The sequence below is a fragment of the Companilactobacillus jidongensis genome, from assembly GCF_003946575.1.
Taxonomy (GTDB): domain Bacteria; phylum Bacillota; class Bacilli; order Lactobacillales; family Lactobacillaceae; genus Companilactobacillus; species Companilactobacillus jidongensis.
This window is the reverse complement of the sequence record NZ_RHOP01000001.1, coordinates 108,192-126,771: the sequence shown is the minus strand read 5'-3', so window position 1 is coordinate 126,771 and position 18,580 is coordinate 108,192. Positions and strand designations below refer to the sequence as shown.

General features: G+C 36.6%; 17 protein-coding genes. 16 read left to right on the top strand and 1 reads right to left on the bottom strand.

All coding sequences use genetic code 11. The features are described 5' to 3' along the window. The 8 genes from yfmH (at nt 1) to EKM68_RS00525 (ending at nt 8,306) form a co-directional block, all read left to right on the top strand. Entirely contained in the window at nt 1-1,227 is a 1,227-nt protein-coding gene (gene yfmH / locus EKM68_RS00560; RefSeq protein WP_125587727.1) for an EF-P 5-aminopentanol modification-associated protein YfmH, read from the top strand. A gap of 10 nt (nt 1,228-1,237) precedes the next feature. After that, on the top strand, nt 1,238-1,957 hold the full coding sequence (gene ymfI, locus EKM68_RS00555) for an elongation factor P 5-aminopentanone reductase (RefSeq protein ID WP_125587726.1): 720 nt from the start codon (nt 1,238-1,240) through the stop codon (nt 1,955-1,957). 65 nt (nt 1,958-2,022) lie between these two features. After that, on the top strand, nt 2,023-2,874 hold the full coding sequence (locus EKM68_RS00550; RefSeq protein WP_125587725.1) for a helix-turn-helix domain-containing protein: 852 nt from the start codon (nt 2,023-2,025) through the stop codon (nt 2,872-2,874). Nucleotides 2,875-2,991: 117 nt separating this feature from the next. Then, entirely contained in the window at nt 2,992-3,576 is a 585-nt protein-coding gene (pgsA, locus tag EKM68_RS00545; protein ID WP_125587724.1) for a CDP-diacylglycerol--glycerol-3-phosphate 3-phosphatidyltransferase, read from the top strand. Between the two features lie 23 nt (nt 3,577-3,599). Continuing rightward, nucleotides 3,600-4,154 carry a nicotinamide-nucleotide amidohydrolase family protein gene (locus tag EKM68_RS00540; protein WP_125587723.1) on the top strand — a complete coding sequence of 185 codons (555 nt, stop codon included), beginning with the start codon at nt 3,600-3,602 and terminating at the stop codon, nt 4,152-4,154. Nucleotides 4,155-4,250: 96 nt separating this feature from the next. Further along, nucleotides 4,251-5,396 carry a recombinase RecA gene (recA, locus tag EKM68_RS00535; protein ID WP_125587722.1) on the top strand — a complete coding sequence of 382 codons (1,146 nt, stop codon included), beginning with the start codon at nt 4,251-4,253 and terminating at the stop codon, nt 5,394-5,396. 127 nt (nt 5,397-5,523) lie between these two features. After that, entirely contained in the window at nt 5,524-7,089 is a 1,566-nt protein-coding gene (gene rny / locus EKM68_RS00530) for a ribonuclease Y (protein ID WP_125587721.1), read from the top strand. 131 nt (nt 7,090-7,220) lie between these two features. Then, complete coding sequence (locus tag EKM68_RS00525) at nt 7,221-8,306, top strand: glycosyltransferase family 4 protein (RefSeq protein ID WP_125587720.1); 1,086 nt, start codon at nt 7,221-7,223, stop codon at nt 8,304-8,306. 43 nt (nt 8,307-8,349) lie between these two features. Here EKM68_RS00525 and EKM68_RS00520 read toward each other — a convergent pair whose 3' ends face one another. Next, on the bottom strand, nt 8,350-8,979 hold the full coding sequence (locus EKM68_RS00520; RefSeq protein ID WP_125587719.1) for a YigZ family protein: 630 nt from the start codon (nt 8,977-8,979) through the stop codon (nt 8,350-8,352). A 31-nt stretch (nt 8,980-9,010) separates the two neighbouring features. Between EKM68_RS00520 and EKM68_RS00515 the strand changes: the two genes are divergently transcribed. The 8 genes from EKM68_RS00515 (at nt 9,011) to EKM68_RS00480 (ending at nt 18,548) form a co-directional block, all read left to right on the top strand. Beyond that, nucleotides 9,011-10,315 carry a helicase-related protein gene (locus EKM68_RS00515; protein ID WP_125587718.1) on the top strand — a complete coding sequence of 435 codons (1,305 nt, stop codon included), beginning with the start codon at nt 9,011-9,013 and terminating at the stop codon, nt 10,313-10,315. Continuing rightward, nucleotides 10,312-10,992: a ComF family protein gene (locus EKM68_RS00510; protein WP_125587717.1), complete on the top strand. Its 681-nt coding sequence runs from the start codon at nt 10,312-10,314 to the stop codon at nt 10,990-10,992. Before EKM68_RS00515 ends, EKM68_RS00510 begins: the two co-directional genes overlap by 4 nt. 93 nt (nt 10,993-11,085) lie before the next feature. Continuing rightward, nucleotides 11,086-11,634: a ribosome hibernation-promoting factor, HPF/YfiA family gene (hpf, locus tag EKM68_RS00505; RefSeq protein ID WP_125587716.1), complete on the top strand. Its 549-nt coding sequence runs from the start codon at nt 11,086-11,088 to the stop codon at nt 11,632-11,634. Between the two features lie 265 nt (nt 11,635-11,899). Then, nucleotides 11,900-14,260 (top strand): preprotein translocase subunit SecA, encoded by a 2,361-nt coding sequence (secA, locus tag EKM68_RS00500; protein ID WP_125587715.1) that lies wholly within the window; start codon nt 11,900-11,902, stop codon nt 14,258-14,260. 44 nt (nt 14,261-14,304) lie between these two features. Next, a protein-coding gene (gene prfB, locus EKM68_RS00495; RefSeq protein WP_125587714.1) for a peptide chain release factor 2 occupies nt 14,305-15,421 on the top strand; the annotation gives its coding sequence in 2 pieces (ribosomal slippage) (nt 14,305-14,355 and nt 14,357-15,421; 1,116 coding nt in all). Between the two features lies 1 nt (nt 15,422). After that, nucleotides 15,423-16,085: a response regulator transcription factor gene (locus EKM68_RS00490; protein WP_125587713.1), complete on the top strand. Its 663-nt coding sequence runs from the start codon at nt 15,423-15,425 to the stop codon at nt 16,083-16,085. A gap of 2 nt (nt 16,086-16,087) precedes the next feature. Continuing rightward, entirely contained in the window at nt 16,088-17,737 is a 1,650-nt protein-coding gene (gene pnpS / locus EKM68_RS00485) for a two-component system histidine kinase PnpS (protein ID WP_125587712.1), read from the top strand. Between the two features lie 136 nt (nt 17,738-17,873). Continuing rightward, on the top strand, nt 17,874-18,548 hold the full coding sequence (locus tag EKM68_RS00480; RefSeq protein WP_225422936.1) for a peptidoglycan recognition protein family protein: 675 nt from the start codon (nt 17,874-17,876) through the stop codon (nt 18,546-18,548). Nucleotides 18,549-18,580 lie beyond the last annotated feature (32 nt).

The window sequence follows — 18,580 nt, the reverse complement described above, 5'->3', positions numbered from 1 at the left end:
ATGGCCGACAAATTACAAAAATATTCTAAAAAATTACCGAATGGTTATGAGATCGAAGTTGTTCCATTGCCGGGCTATAATCAAGTTTATGGGTTAGCGATGACCGATTTTGGATCAGTTAATACTCGCAATGGCGAATTGCCAGCCGGTATCGCTCATTTCATCGAGCACAAATTATTCGCTAAACCAGGCTATGATGTATCTGAAAAATTTGCTGAGTATGGTGCTAATTCCAATGCTTATACTAGTTATACTAAGACAGCATATTTGTTTCAGACTCTAGATAAGCCATACGAAAATTTAAAAGTTTTATTGGATCTAGTTCAGAATCCACATTTCACTGAAGAAAACGTTGCTTCTGAACGTGGTATTATCGATCAAGAAATTCAAATGTATTTGGATATGCCAGAATGGGTCTTGGAACAACGTATACTAGGTCAGCTTTATCCTAATGATCCCATTTCTCAAGACATCGCCGGTACGAGCGAATCACTTCAACACATCAATAAAGACAATCTGCTAGATACTTATCGACAAAATTATCGTCCGGATAATATGGATTTAGTCATTGTTGGTGATGTTGACTTCAAAAAAATTGAAAATATTGTTGGAAATTCTAATTTCCATGAGGTTCCTGAACTCAAACCAATTCCTAAACAAGTGTTTGAGCCAATCGGTACTGGTGGTCATGAATCAATGGAGATCACTCAAGGACGTTCAGCTTATGGAATTAGAATAAATGCGGATGTATCTTTGCCAGAATTGGTTAAATTACAATTTGAATTGAATATGATTATGGAAACGTTGATTGGCGAAGCTTCAGACAATTATGAAAAAATGAGTAATTTAAACATAATTGATGATAGTTTTTCTTATAATGTTGTTGCAGAAAACAACTATTGCTTTATCATTGTAAGTGGGTCAACAAATTATCCTGAGAAATTCCAAGAATATTTGAAAAAACACTTGTCATTCAATGAACTAAAAGATGTCTTAGACGAAAAGAGATTTGAACGTATCAAACGTGATGCTATTGGCTCATACTTGTTCGCTCAGAATTCTCCAGATGCGATTGCTAATCAAATGGCAGAATTGTACTTCTATAATGTTGATTATTTGCGATTGGTTTCATTGATCGATTCAATTAGTTACGATGATGTTTTACGAGTGGCTGAACAATTTGTCACAGATGATAATTGTACCTACTACAATATTTTGCCAAAATAGGAAGTATTTTATGTATGCATTAGTTATGGGAAGTTCCGGTGACATCGGTGCGAGTACGGCTCGAGCACTGGCTGAAAAGGGCTGGTCACTGTATCTTCATTACAACAAGAATCGTGAACGAATTGCTGATCTGCAATCAGAGTTAGCTGAGAAGTATCTGCATCAAGATTTCATTCCTGTTCAATTCGATATGGAAACGGACAAGGTAGAGACTTTGACTGAACAGATTTTTGGCTTAGATGCCATTGTATTTGCTCAAGGCAATACCTTCTACAAGTTATTAGTAGATATTGAGGAAGCAGAGATCGATGCGTTGTGGAAGATCCATATCAAGCTGCCAATTTTGATACTCAAGGCGTTACAAGATAAGTTAGCTCTGACACATCATGGCCGAGTGGTCTTTATCGGTTCTATCTATGGTAAGATCGGTTCAGCAATGGAAGTTGTTTATAGTACTGTCAAGGGCGCTATGACATCGTTCGCAGATGCGTATGCTAAGGAAGTGGCGTCGCTAGGTATCTCAGTTAATGTGGTTGCTCCTGGTGCTGTAAACACCAAAATGAATGCTGAATTTTCATCAGAAGATTTGGAAAGTATCAAAGAAGAAATTCCTGCAGATAGATTGGCAAATCCTGATGAGATAGCTGACTTGGTCAGTTATTTAGTCAATATTAAGTCCAATTACTTGACGGGACAAACGATTTATTTTGCTGGTGGATGGTTGTTATAACGTCGCTAGTAGTTCAGTAATAATATATGTTATACTTAGAAAAATTAGTTAATCGGTGGTAAATAATGGACGAAATTGGCCAAAAATTAAGAAATGCACGTATAAAAAAAGGATATACAATTGATGACTTACAACAAGTCACTAAGATTCAAAAGAGATATTTGATTGCGATAGAAGAAGGACAATTTGATCATTTACCAGGTGACTTTTATGTTCGAGCATTTATCAAACAATACTCAGATGCTGTAGGTATTTCCAGTGACGATCTTTTGGAAGAATACAAGTCAGAGATTCCTGACTCTCAACCAAAAGAACCAGTCCAAAGTGAAGAAAACAATACTAGATCTATCAAGGAAGAATCAAGTTCATTCTTCTCTAACTTAGGTAACTATATTCCACAAATCATCGTGGGAATTATTGTAATCGTAATTATTGCTGTTATTGCATTTGGTATGGTTCACAAGAATCAAAGTGCGTCATCAGTAACTATTCCTAAGGATAATACTGAACAAACTGCTAAGAAGAGTTCAGATACTAAGAAGTCAACTTCAACTAAGAAATCAACAACTAAGTCAACTGCTAAGAAGAGTTCAACAACATTATCTGTTAAAGAATCAAGTACATCAGGCACTTATACAGTTAAGAACTTACCTTCAAGTGGTACTAACGTGGTTGTTACAGCTAAGAATGGACAAGCTTGGATTCAGTTCCAGGAAGGTTCAAATACAACTTGGCAGCAAGCTTTGAGTTCTGGTGATAAGAAGACAACTAAGATCACAAGCAGCACTTCAACCTTCTCAATTCAAACAGGTAACATCAACAATACTGAGGTATCGATTGGTGGGAAGTCAGTTGATTTGAGCAGTGTTAGTGATGGCAGTTCAATTGTTCAAACATTGACATTTAATGTTGAGTAATTATTTAAGAAAAAATAAAGAGGCTTAAACTATTTGTCCCAGCCTGTTAAAATAATGAGGTTGTGACTTTGTGTCCAGCCTCATTTTATTTTGTAAAAAATCGGAGGAAATCTAAAAATGGAATGGAATTTACCAAATAAACTTACTATGTTCCGTATTATCTTGATCCCTATCTTTATTATCTTATTGGCATTTAACTGGACGGGAATGGGTGACTTGTACGTTGCCAATGACTTGATTCCTGTTAGTCATGTTTGGGCAACGGTCGTATTCATCGTGGCATCATTAACTGATTTGGCAGATGGTAAAATTGCTCGTGCCAATCACCTTGTTTCCAATTTCGGTAAGTTCGCTGATCCATTAGCCGACAAAATGTTAGTTATGACAGCTTTTGTCTTTTTAGTAGAATTAAAAATGGCTCCAGCTTGGGTAGTTGCCATTATCGTTTGTCGTGAGTTAGCTGTTACAGGTTTAAGAATGTTAGTTCTAGAGCAAGGTGGTACTGTTATGGCTGCCCAAATGCCTGGTAAGATCAAAACAACAACGCAGATGTTTGCAATTATCTTCTTACTACTACACAATATTTTCTTCTCAGCTATCAATATTCCAATTGGTGAAATCTTCTTATACATCTGCTTATTCTTTACTTTGTACTCTGGTGCAGATTATTTCATCCAATCTAAAGACCTTTTCAAAAAATAAAACGTAATTTAGAAGTGAGGACAATGGAAAACGTAAAAACTTTTGCTCAATTTCGTGAAATGATCGAAGCTGCTGACTTTGAATCAGGTATTTCGGATTATTATAAGCAGATTCCTGAAGATACGGTTAAGAAGCTTCAGGAACTTAATTTAAGTATCTCAGCTGCCGAGAGTTTGACTGCAGGGATGTTTCAATCAGCTATTGCTGATGTCCCTGGAGCTTCAAAGATATTTGAAGGTGGTTTTGTGACCTATTCTGATGAAGTTAAGTCACAATTGCTGCATATTGATGCTGATATTATTGAGAAGTATACGGTCGTCAGTTCCACTGTTGCGCAGGCAATGGCTGAGAATACTTCTAAGATAATTGGCTCCGACATTGGCGTGGGTTTGACCGGTGTGGCTGGACCTGATCCACTTGAAGGTAGTCCGGTTGGAACCGTCTTTATTGGTGTTTACGATAAGACGGAAGATTCTGGTGTAGCGAGAGAATTTCATTTTGAAGGATCAAGACGGGCAGTACGATTAAAATCCGTTATTACAGCATTCGTCCTCGTACAAAGACTCATTCATCAATAATTATTTTTTATTACAAACATTTGTTCGCTTTTTTCTTGCTTTTTTGAATAATTACTAATAAGATACTAATGATGAATGCATTAGGAGGAAAACAATTTGGCTAAAGATGAACGACAAAAAGCATTAGATGTTGCCTTAAAGAAAATCGAGAAGGATTTTGGTAAAGGTGCCATTATGCGTATGGGTGATGATTTGAATACCCAAATTTCGACTGTATCAACTGGTTCTTTAGCATTAGATAATGCTTTAGGTGTAGGTGGATTTCCACGTGGTAGAATCGTTGAAATCTATGGACCTGAAAGTTCTGGTAAGACTACAGTAGCGCTTCACGCCGTTGCTCAAGTACAAAAAGAAGGCGGAACTGCCGCCTACATCGATGCTGAAAATGCGATGGATCCTGCATACGCCACAGCATTAGGTGTTAATATTGACGACCTGTTATTATCTCAACCAGATACTGGTGAACAAGGATTAGAGATTGCTGATGCCTTGGTATCCAGTGGTGCGGTTGATATCGTTGTTGTCGATTCAGTTGCTGCCTTGGTACCACGTGCCGAAATCGAAGGTGACATGGGTGATGCCCACGTTGGTTTGCAAGCTCGATTAATGTCACAAGCCTTGCGTAAACTATCTGGTTCAATCAATAAAACTAAGACCATTGCTTTATTTATTAATCAGATTCGTGAAAAAGTCGGTATTATGTTTGGTAACCCAGAAACAACTCCTGGTGGTCGTGCTTTGAAGTTTTATTCAACTATTAGACTTGAGGTTCGTCGTGCTGAACAGATCAAAGATGGATCTGATGTTATTGGTAATAGAACTAAGATCAAAGTTGTTAAGAATAAGGTTGCTCCACCATTCAAGGTTGCTTTAGTTGATATCATGTATGGTAAGGGTATCTCACAAACTGGTGAATTAGTTGATATGGCCGTTGAGAAGGACATTATCAACAAAGCTGGTTCATGGTATTCATATAACGATGAACGTATTGGACAGGGTCGTGAGAATGCTAAGACATTCTTGGCAGAAAACCCTGAAAAGATGGCCGAGATTCGTCAGCTAGTTCGTGATGCTTACAATATGGATGGTAAAGCTGAAGAAGAAAAGAAAGAACTTGAGGGAAAAGATTCAAAAGAAAAAGATTCTGATGACAAAAACTCAAAAACTGACAAAAAAGATGAGTCCAAAAACGCTAGTACAGAACTAGATTTGGGTACTTCAGAAGAAAAAGAGACCAAATAGGTCTCTTTTTTGCTTTTTATTTGGTTGACAGGGGATATTTATTCTATAATATAAACGTTGTATGTAAAAATTCTGTAATAATTGCTTTTACAAACAAATAAATAATTACCGATTTGGAGGTGATGGCATGTATCATGCTATCGTAACCTTCTCTTTCGCGTTAATAACATTAATTGTGGGTATCTTCTTCGGATATGCATTCTGTAAAGATGCCTATGAAAAAAAACTTTCGCAAGCTAAACAAACAGCTGATGATATCGTTGATAATGCTAACAAAGCAGCTAAATCTTTGAAAAAAGAAACGCTACTTGAAGCAAAAGATGAAATTCATAAGTATCGTGAAGAGCAAGAGAATGATTTGAAGGAACGTCGTAAAGATGTTCAGAAACAAGAGAATCGTGCCCTTGAACGTCAAGATATTTTGGATCGAAAAGACCAATCGCTTGAAAAACGTGAGGAAAATATCGAAAAGAACGAGAACCATATTGCTGCTAGTCAACATAAGCTTGACGAAAAAGACAAACAATTGACTGCAACTCTTGAAGAACAAAAGGCGGAATTAACTAGAGTAAGTAATTTGACTCGTGATCAAGCGAGAAAGATTATTCTAGGAGATTTGAATAAAGAGTTAACACATGAACGTGCTACGATGATTAATGACAGTAATGAACAAGCAAAACAATATGCTGGTAAAGAAGCAAAAGAATTGATTGTTGCTGCTATTCAAAGAAGTGCTGCCGATACCGTATCTGAATCAACCGTTACAACCGTTTCATTACCAAACGAAGACATGAAGGGTAGAATTATTGGTCGAGAAGGTAGAAATATCCGTACGATCGAGGCCCTAACAGGGATTGATTTGATTATCGATGATACTCCGGAAGCAGTTGCTCTGAGTGGATATGATCCAATTAGAAGAGAAGTTGCTCGTATGGCTTTGGAGAAGTTGATCGAAGATGGACGAATTCATCCAGCTCGTATCGAAGAAATGGTTGATAAAGCTAGAAAAGAAATGGATGATCATATCCGTGAAATTGGTGAACAGACTATTTATAGTTTGGGTATCAGTTCCATTAATCCGGATTTGATCAAGATTATCGGTCGTATGCAGTATCGTACAAGTTATGGTCAAAATGTTTTGAGTCACTCAATCGAAGTTGCTAAATTATCCGCCATAATGGCAGCGGAGTTGGGTGAAGATGTTATGATGGCAAAACGAGCAGGTTTATTACACGATATAGGTAAAGCTATAGATCGTGAAGTTGACGGTTCGCACGTAGAAATAGGTGTGGATATCGCAACTAAATATAAAGAACCAGAAACAGTTATTAACACAATTGCTTCGCACCATGGGGATGTTGAACCAACATCTCTGATTGCTACTATCGTTGCTGCAGCTGATGCAATTTCAGCCGCAAGACCTGGTGCAAGATCAGAGTCGATGGAGAATTATATTCACCGTCTAGAAAAACTAGAAGAAATTGCGAATAAGCATGATGGTGTTGATCATTGTTATGCTATTCAAGCCGGTCATGAGATTCGTGTTATGGTTAAACCAGAACAAATTTCCGATGATCAAGCAGCAATTCTTTCACGTGACATTAAGAATGAAATCGAAGAGAACCTTGAGTATCCTGGACATATTAAAGTTACAGTTGTACGTGAGGTTAGAAAAGTTGAGCTTGCTAAGTAGTTACTTGTAAGCAAAGGGGGGTCGTGACTTGTAATGAGTTGCGGTCTTTTTTTAATTAAGTTTTAGTATTGAACTCAATTATTGTATAATTGAAATATTATGAGAAAGTGAGTTTCGGGGGTAATCCATGTATGTTTAATGTAATTGTATATTTGTTTTTGACAATGATATTGTCAGCGGTAATAACTCCCTTTGTAATTAAACTTGCTTACATTTTGGGTGCTGTTGATAATCCCAATGCGCGTCGTGTGAATAAGAAGCCAATGCCTACAATGGGTGGAATGGCTATTTTTATTGCTTTTACATTTTCGACTTTTGTATTGTTACGGAATCAATTTCCGAGTCATGAATTATTCAGTGTTTTCTTAGCTGAATGCATAATTATTCTGACTGGTATTATCGATGATATTAGAGAATTATCTCCAAAAGCAAAAATGGCAGGTATCTTCGCAGCTGCATGTGTGATTTACTTCCTTGCTGGCATCAAGATGAATGAAGTTGTTATACCGTTCTTGGGGACATTCAATTTGGGTTGGTGGAGTTTCCCAATCACAATTATTTGGATCTTAGCAATCACTAATGCGGTTAATCTAATTGATGGATTAGACGGATTGGCGACAGGTGTTTCAATAATTGCCTTATTCACAATGGGAATCGTTGGTTACTTTTTCTTGAATACAACTAACGTATATGTATCAATCTGGATCTTTGCCCTAGTGGCATCGCTATTAGGCTTCCTGCCGCATAATTTCCATCCGGCTAGTATCTTCTTAGGAGATACCGGAGCGTTGTTCATCGGCTTCATGATGGCTGTATTCTCGCTCAAGGGATTAAAGAATGTTACGTTCGTCACTATGCTGATTCCAGTAGTTATCTTGGGTGTACCAATTACTGATACTGTTTATGCAATGTTGAGAAGATTCTTGAATAAGAAGCCAATTACACAAGCTGATAAGCATCACTTGCACCATCGATTGATGCAATTGGGATTGTCACATAGACAAACAGTTTTAGTCATCTATGGTTTATCCTTAGTTTTCGCGTTTATTTCATTACTATACCCACTATCAAGTTTGTGGGGCAGCGTGTTATTAACGATTGGGGTACTATTTGGACTTGAGTTGTTCGTTGAATCGATTGGTTTGATCGGTGATAATCGACAGCCTTTGCTGCGAGCGATTCAGAAGTTTGTTAAGCGATTAGAAAAGAAAGATTAAAATAAAGGGAATGCCGTTTTGATGGCATTCCCTTTTTAGCTGTTTAAATTGCAACTTGTTTATAAACTTGATTTGTTTCTGCAAACTGAATTTGGTTTTGAAATTGGTTAGTTATGTCCTGAATAATGTCTTCATGATTGTCTAAGTCCAAGGATACTTCGCAGGTTACGTCAGTCGAAAAAGCCTTGTTTTCTAATATAATTTTTTTGTTCTTGGCATAATTTTCGAACTTATCATACAAATGGTACGGAATCGTTAGATTATAGCCTTGTTGTAGTCGATTCTCGACTAAGCCAATTTCTTTGATGGCATCGGCGGTGGTTGAGGAATATGCACGAATCAATCCTCCAGCACCAAGCTTGATGCCACCGAAATATCTGGTAACTACGGCCGTGACATTTTTTAAATTATTTTGTTGAAGAACATTTAGAATTGGGGAACCAGCAGTTCCGCTAGGTTCACCATCATCGGACATTCGTTCAATTTCGACATTTTCTAAGACGATAAAGGCGGTGCAGTTATGAGTTGCACTCGATTCTTGGTCACGAATCTGTTGAATGAATTCGTTTGCTTCATTTTCAGAGAACGTCTGAGCAATATGGGCTATGAAGCGAGATTTTTTAATGTCTTTTTCGAAACTGCCACTTTTGGCAATTGTTTTGTAATTTTGCAAAGAAATTTAACTTCCTCTCGTAATTTAGTATATGGAAAATATAAAAGCGTATTTAGGTGGTCGAATATTTAACTCGGCGGAATTGTCTCAGGCAGAGATTGAATTTTTAATTAGTATCGGCGGTAAAAGAAAACCGGCAATAATTGATCGAAAATGTCAGCGATGTTTAATGACAATTGATATTAAGAATAGTAAATCAAAAATGGTCTATTGTCGAAGTTGTATAAACCTTGGTCGAATAACTCAAGGGGATGAACTGATTATTTCACCATCAGAGGTTGTTTTGCCATGTTTAACCGATTCAATTAAGTGGAATGGTACATTAACGGCAATGCAACAAAAAGCCGCTGAAGAGCTAATAACGGCTTTTGATACACATACAGATCATTTAGTGTGGGCTGTAACTGGAGCAGGCAAGACGGAAATGATTTTTCCAATGATCAACAAGGCCGTTGCTCAGGGGAAGCGAATTGCTATCTGTTCACCCAGAATTGATGTTTGCATTGAATTGTATCCTCGAATCCAGGCAGCTTTTCCGGAAGTTAGCATTGGATTGTTTCATGGTCGAAGCGAAACTCCATATTCATTGACCCAGATCGTACTGGCAACAGTTCATCAATTAGTAAAGTTTGAACAAGCGTTTGACATATTGGTAGTTGATGAGGTTGATTCATATCCCTTGGCAGGGAGTAAAATGTTAAATATGGCTATTCAAAAATCCGTAAAACCAATCGGTAACACACTTTATTTATCAGCAACACCACCAAAAGAACTCCTGAAGAAGGTCGAAAGTAAAAGTATTACTATCTCTAAATTATATCAAAGATTTCACACGCATCCATTACCTGAGCCCGTGTGTCATATGTTATTTCGACCGAGTAATTACAAAAAAATAAATATCAGATTGAAATGGAAAATAAAACAGATGATTAAAAATGGAGAAAGATTTATGCTGTTTTTTCCGAAAATTCCTCAAATGTTGGAGTTTGCGGATAATTTAAGATTATTGTTTCCAAATTTGACATTTGTAGATGTAAGTTCAAAAGATGATGCTCGCTTGGACAAAGTTGCACAATTTAGAAATGGTGAGGTCCAGGCAATATTGACCACGACTATTTTAGAACGTGGCGTTACTTTTAAGCATATAACAGTAATAGTCATTGATGCAGATGCTAATGAGTTTTCTAAGACTGCTTTGATTCAAATAGCTGGTCGTGCTGGCCGAGACAAAAAGTATTTTGATGATGAGGTTCATTTTTATTATCAAAGCTATAATCGGCAGATCAAGCATGCATGTTCTGAAATACATTATTTGAATCGGCAAGCAAAAATATGAAATGTTTATTCTGTGGTGGTTCAATAATCAATGATTGGACATTAAAAGAATTGTTTGGTTTTGATAAAATAATTCGTGATAAAATTTGTCAACAATGTCGTAATCAATTGGAACCATTAAATTCAAGGGATGGTTGTATGAGATGTTATAAAAAAAATAATGAAAGCATTTGTCAAGATTGTCGATCGTGGGAAGAAAAATATCAAATTATCAATTGTCATCAGGCGCTGTTTGAGTATAATCAATTCATACATAGTTATTTTAAAAACTATAAAAGGTATGGCGATATCTTATTAGCAGAGTTGTTTTCTAAAGATTTACATAATTGGTCCCAAAAGAATAAATTCGATATAATTACGTATATTCCTGCAAGCAATGGGCATTTACAGGTACGAGGTTTCGATCCGGTATGGAAAATGTACCACCAAATATTTGACTTAACGCCAATGTTGGTCAAGCTTGATGCCGATAAGCCTCAGGCTCAAAAGAACCGCTATGAAAGACTTCAAACGCCGCAGACCTTTTATTTTCAGTCAGATGACCTTGATATATCAAGAAAAAGTAAGGTTCTGATTTTGGATGATATTTATACTACAGGGCGCACAATGATGCACGCGCGACAGGCTCTTGAAATAGTCGGATTCAATAATATTTGTACTTTTTCATTATCTAGGTAGTGAAACCGTTGTCACATTCACGTAAGAACTATATAATTATATTGAAGAGTAGATACACTCTTTAATTTCCTATCGTCGGAAGGAGAGATTCTTATGTTAACAATTAATGTTCGTGGTGAAAATATCGAGGTAACACAATCAATTCGCGACTATGTTGAAAAAAGACTATCCAAAATGGAAAAATATTTCAGTGACGAAAGCAATCCAATTGCTCACGTTAATTTGAAAACTTATCCATCAAAGGGGACTAAGGTCGAAGTAACCATTCCACTACCATACATGACTCTAAGAGCTGAAGAAATGAATGATGACATGTATGCAGGAGTTGACCTTGTTACTGATAAGCTTGAAAGACAAGTTAAGAAATTTAAGACACGTGTAAATCGTAAGGGACGTGAATCAGGCAGCATCAAGGATATTCCTTTAGATGATGTTTCTGCTGAAGACGCCAAAGAAGACGAATCACAAATCGTTAGAACAAAGCGCCTATCTCTAAAACCAATGGATGCTGAAGAAGCAGTTCTACAAATGGAAATGCTTGGACATGAATTCTTTATTTTCGAAGATGCTGAAACTAATGGTGCAAGCATCGTTTACAAACGTAATGACGGTAAGTATGGTTTGATCGAAACAAACGAATAGGAAATTTAAAAAGGTTAGGACTCTATGTCCTAGCTTTTTTTCTGGTTAATTTTTATTTATAAGTACAATCATGTTATTTATATGAATTAAATTAATAATTAATAAGGGTTAGTATTTTTTTAATTTTGTGCAAAATACACCAAAAATATACAAATATGGTGTAGTATATTAACTCTGGAAGACTCTATATAATTCTGAGTTTAAAACATTCAAAAAAAATGCTACTATTAAGAGTATGTTTAGTATTTAGGAGAGATTATTACATATGGCAAATCCATTAAGAAAATGGGTCGAAAGCGACAAAAGAGAAGTCAGACGTATGGGCAAAATTGCCGATAAAGTTGAGACCTTTGCAGATGCAATGGGAAAACTTTCTGACGATGAACTTAAAGCTAAGACTCCTGAATTTAAAGAAAGATTAGCTAAGGGTGAAACATTAGATGATATTTTACCTGAAGCCTTCGCTACAGCTCGTGAAGGTGCTAAGAGAGTTCTAGGACTCTATCCATTTAGAGTTCAGATCATTGGTGGTATTACGCTTCATGAAGGTAACATCGCTGAAATGAAAACTGGTGAAGGTAAGACTTTGACTGCCACATTACCAGTTTATTTGAATGCCCTGGCTGGAAAAGGTGTTCACGTTGTTACAGTTAATGAGTATCTATCATCTCGTGATGCCAAAGAGATGGGTGAATTGTACAACTGGTTAGGATTATCAGTAGGTCTTAACGTTAACAGCATGGATTCAGAAGAAAAACGTGCAGCATACAATTGTGATATTACATACTCAACTAACAGTGAACTAGGCTTCGATTATTTACGTGACAACATGGTTGTTTACAAAGAACAAATGGTACAACGTCCATTACATTTTGCTATCGTCGATGAAGTTGATTCGATCTTAGTTGATGAGGCTAGAACACCATTGATCATTTCTGGTGCTGCTGAGAAGTCTACTGCTATGTATGTTCGTGCAGACAGATTTTCTAAGACTCTTGAAAAAGATGATTACAAGATTGATTGGCCTACAAAGTCAATTAGTTTGACTGAAACAGGAATTAGAAAAGCCGAAGATTATTTTGGTTTAGATAACTTATATGACATTGACAACACTGTCTTGAACCATCATTTGGATCAAGCCTTACGTGCTAACTACATCATGACTCTTGATATTGATTATGTTGTTCAAGAGGGTGAAGTTAAGATCGTTGACCAATTTACTGGTCGTGTTATGGATGGTCGTCGTTATTCAGATGGATTACACCAGGCTATTGAAGCCAAAGAAGGTGTTGAAATCCAAGACGAAACTAAGACAATGGCTAATATTACTTACCAAAACTTCTTCCGTATGTACGACAAGTTGTCAGGTATGACAGGTACTGCTAAGACTGAAGCTGAAGAATTCAGAGAAATCTACAACATGGAAGTTATTTCAATTCCTACTAACAAACCTGTTATTCGTGATGATAAAGAAGATGTACTGTATCCAACATTGAAGAGTAAGTTTGCGGCAGTTGTTGAAGATATCAAAACTCGTCACGAAAAGGGCCAACCATTACTAGTTGGTACCGTTGCGGTTGAATCTTCAGAATACTTATCTAAGTTACTTGATAAAGAAGGCATTCCACATGCTGTCTTGAATGCTAAGAACCATGCTAAGGAAGCTGAAATCGTTATGAACGCCGGACAACGTGGCGCCGTTACGATTGCTACTAATATGGCTGGTCGTGGTACTGATATTAAGCTTGGACCTGGTGTTAAAGAAGTCGGTGGATTGTGTGTTCTCGGTACCGAACGTCATGAATCACGTCGTATTGATAATCAGTTACGTGGTAGATCTGGTCGTCAAGGTGATCCTGGTGTTACGCAATTCTACATGTCTCTTGAAGATGACTTAATGAAACGTTTTGGTTCAGATAGAATCAAGCGTGTCCTAAAGGCATTGAAGATCGAAGACGATGATGCGGTTATTCAAAGTGGTATGATGACTCGTCAAGTTGAATCTGCTCAAAAACGTGTTGAAGGTAATAACTACGATACACGTAAGAATACTTTACAGTATGATGACGTTATGCGTGAACAACGTGAAGTTATCTACAAGGAAAGAATGGAAGTCATTACTGAGGACAAAGATCTTGACCGTGTTCTGTTACCTATGATCGAACGTACAATCAAAGCTCAAGTTGATGTACATACACAAGGTAAGACAGAAGATTGGGATCTAGATGCCATTGCTGATTTTGCTAAATCGGCTCTAGTAAATGACAAAGATTTCAGTGTAGTTGATCTTCAATTGAAGACAGCTGATGAAATCGTTAAGTACCTAATGGACTTTGTTAACAAGAACTACGAAGCTAAGAAAGAACAACTTGGTGATCCAGCACAAATGCTAGAATTTGAAAAAGTTGTTATTCTTCGAGTTGTTGATGAACACTGGACTGATCATATTGATGCGATGGATCAATTGCGTCAATCAATTGGCTTACGTGGTTATGGACAATTGAATCCACTTGTTGAGTATCAAGAAGAAGGATATCGTATGTTCGAAGAAATGGTTTCAGATATCGAATATGATGTAACCAGATTATTCATGAAGGCCGAAATTAGACAAAACATGGAAAGATAAATCGGCAGGCCGCTTGGCCTGTCTTTTTTTATAAGGGTGTAATTATGGAATTTGGAGAAATAAAAACTAAAATAAGCAATATTGAAAGTAAAATCAGTCAATTCAGGGGGTCTCTTTGACTTAGATAGTCTAGAAGAAGCAATCGCTGAAAATGAAGCCAAGATGACTGAGAACGGTTTTTGGGATAATCACGATTCCGCTCAAAAGGTAATTGATGAAAATAATGATTTAAAAGACAAATATGATAATTTTAAAAGTCTGGATGAAGCTCTCGAAAATTTACAAGTATTAGAAGAATTATATCAAGATGATCCGGAAGATGATCTGTTAGTTCAGCTAGAGGAAGACACTTCGGAATTAGAATCCAAAATGCAATCGTATGAATTGACAATGTTACTGTCTGAACCTTACGATTCTAATGACGCAATCCTTGAAATTCATCCTGGTGCTGGTGGTACAGAATCACAGGATTGGGGAGAAATGCTGCTTCGCATGTATCAGAGATGGTCTGATCAACACGGATTTTCTGTAGAGATTGAAGATTATCAACCAGGTGATGAAGCAGGTATCAAGAGTGTTTCAATGATTATTAAAGGCAAGAACGCCTATGGATTATTGAGGTCTGAGCGTGGAGTACATCGTTTAGTTAGAATTTCACCATTTGACTCTGCTGGTAGACGCCATACATCATTCGCTTCAGTCGATGTCATGCCAGAACTTGATGATTCGATCAATGTTGAGATCAATGATGACGACCTGCGTGTTGATGTTTTCCGTTCATCTGGTGCTGGTGGTCAGCATATCAACAAAACCTCATCTGCTGTAAGAATTACTCATTTGCCAACAGGAATAGTTGTTAGTTCTCAAGCGCAAAGATCACAATTACAAAATAGACAAACTGCTATGAATATGTTGAAGGCTAAACTGTATCAAAGAGAGCAAGAAGAACAAGCCAAGAAGAATGCTGAAATAAAAGGTGAACAAATGGATATTGGATGGGGATCGCAAATTCGTTCGTATGTCTTCCATCCGTATACAATGGTTAAGGATCATCGTTCTAATTATGAAAGTGGTAACGGCCAAGCTGTTATGGACGGAGATTTAGATCCATTTATTTATGCTTACTTACAATGGAAACTTCAAGGGGAGAATCCAGATTAATATGCCAAAAAGAATTTTAGTTGTAGATGATGAAGCATCGATCCTAGAATTAATTGAATATAATTTAACCGCTAATGGTTATGATGTTGACTGCTCCAATAATGGAGAAGATGCACTGAACAGAATATTGATGGAAAAATTTGATTTGGTATTATTAGATCAAATGCTTCCTAAAATAAGCGGTATCGAAATCCTCAAAAAAGTTCGTGCCTCAGGTAATTCAACCCCAGTTATATTTTTGACCGCTGTAGATGCTGAAGAGAATAAAATTGAAGGTTTGATCAGTGGTGCGGATGATTATATTACGAAACCATTTAGTGTGAAAGAACTGTTGGCTCGTATTGAAGTTGTGTTGCGTAGGACCTCGGAGTCTGATAAGACACATTTTGCTCTAAATAAGGCAGCTAAGAGTTTGATGATCAATGGAACTGAGATACCCTTAACTCGCAAGGAATACCAATTGTTAGAATTCTTATTGGACAATAAAGGGATAGTTGTATCTCGAGACCAGATTTTTGATAATGTTTGGGGATTGAATTCTAATTCTCAATTAAGGATGGTTGACATTCAAATCAGCCACCTTCGTGATAAAATTGAAAAAGATACAAAGGATCCACAAATAATCAAAACCGTGCACGGATTCGGTTATGTCTTAGAGGTGTGATGATGAGAAAAAAATTAGGTCCAATAATTGCGATCGCCATATCAGTAATAGTCTTTATCGTTCTGGCAGTATTCTCTGATAATATTCTTGGTCATTCTCAAAATGAAATGTTTGAAGAAGAGACTGCTTCATATCGTGAATTGAAGAAGAATCATTCTCAAATAGAAGCAGCCAGATACTCTAGTTTGTATTATGTGGATACAACCAAGCGCAATACGAGTTTGGAAAAAGGTGCTTATGATTTGATTCATCGTGGACGTTTGACGCCAGGCCAAAATTTTGTAACCAACAATACTTTTGGTACTCGTACAATGTATTACATGCACGGGTCAAATCACTACGTTGTCGCTAAAAAGTACAAACGTTTATGGAGTCAAGACACATTTTCATTTGTAATGGTTGCTTTTGTTTATTTCGTTATGACTGATTCAATGATCCTATTCTTCTACCGTCGACGTCAGATGTTGAGTAAGGATATTGAAAGTGTTACGGACAACTTGAAACGTGTTCGTAAGAATAAAGACATGGCATCATTGATTTTATCGCCTGATGATGAGCTTTATGATCTAGTTGAACAAACTAATGATATCAATAGAGATATTAATGAGTTACGTGACAATGCTAGATTGCGTGAACGTCGCTTCAAGGGGTTGATTGGTCATTTGCCAATTGGTGTTATGCTACTAAATTCTCAAGGCGAAGTATTGATGCATAATCAAGCTATGGCTGGTTTATTGGATGAAAACATTTCAAATGATATACATCCATTTATTGAAGATGTTAAAACCTATAGTTTGAGTCGAATGATTGAACACACTTTGCGCAAAAATAAAAATCATCATCGTGAAATACAACTAGTTGGTAATTCACAAAAATATGTTGATGCCAATGTTATTCGACTAGTTCATTCTCGTGAAGACTTTGATCAACAAGTATTAGTTATCTTGTATGACCTGACAGAAAGCCGTCGTTTTGAACAAATGCAGGTTGACTTCGTTAATAATGTAAGTCATGAGTTGAAGACACCAATAACTTCAATTGAAGGATTCTCTGAAACTCTATTGAATGGTGCTAAGGATGATCCTGAGAAGCTTGATCACTTCTTAAATATTATTAATCATGAGAGTGTAAGATTATCTGAATTGATTCAGGATATTTTGTCGCTGTCTAAGGTCAAAAAAGATACTGAACAATCTCAAATGGTTAATATTTCTGAAGATATAGATAAGATAATTGATAGTTTGTCAATTCCAATTAATAAACATGGTATTCAAGTAAATACGAGTTTCTTTGGTAATCAGAATATTACGATCAACAAAGAAAAAATAAATCTTATAATGAGTAATTTGATTAAAAATGCTATTTCTTATAATAAAGAAAATGGTGACATTTCAATTGAATTCCATCATGATGAGATTGAAAATCGAATTAGATTTGTTATTAAAGATACAGGTATCGGGATGACAGATGATGATCAGAATCGGGTATTTGAAAGATTCTATCGTGTTGATAAATCCAGAAGCTTGGAGACAGGTGGTACAGGGTTGGGACTTGCCATTGTCAAAGAGACTGTTGATACACTCAATGGTACGATCAGTGTGGAATCGCATAAGGGCCTTGGTTCAACATTTACGGTTAACATTCCATTATAATTAAAATAATAGAGCCGAATTCCAGAATGGAATTCGGCTCTTTTGTAATCAAAATGTAATACCAAAAAGGGTTCGCAAGCCGGTATTTCTAAGTTATAGTTGGTAAGTAAGAATTCTAGAAATAGGGGAGGACTATATGTTTAAGGGAAAAAAGATTTGGTTTCTGAGTATTTTGTCTGTCTTTTTTGGAGTATTGTTATTTTCTAATAACAATCTTGAAGTTAAGGCGTCAGGAATCAATGATTATATAATTTCAAATAAGATTCAACCAGCTAAGATCCAATATCGCGAAGGTACTTTTAATGAGTGGTTTGGATATGAAAATGGGGTTGGTAAGCCTGAAGGGGTCGTTGTTCATGAAACGGCCACTCCTGGTGTTAATGCGGAACAATTTGTTACCAGCTTTAACAACAATTGGAAGACACAACAGACTTACGTGCATGCTTTTACTGATGACAAGGAAACAATCAACATTCACAGTGCTGATTATGGAGTCTGGGGTGCCGGTCCATCGGCCAATTATAAATATATTCAAATCGAACTTTGTCGCGTGAACGGTTACGATGCTTTTGCACGTTCAATTGCTAATGATGCTTTTTATGTGGCATCAAAGTTGATTCAATACAATTTACCAGACATTCCTGGTCAAACTGTTTTATCTCATCATCAAGTAAGCTTGATGTATCATGAAACAACTCATGTTGACCCTGATACTTATTTTGCAGCTCAAGGTTACAGTATGGATGAAATGAATAGTATGATTTCTTATTACTACAATAACCTTAAGAGTTACGGTAATGTATATGCTTAGAATGGTGGTAATACTAACTCTGGGTCAGACAA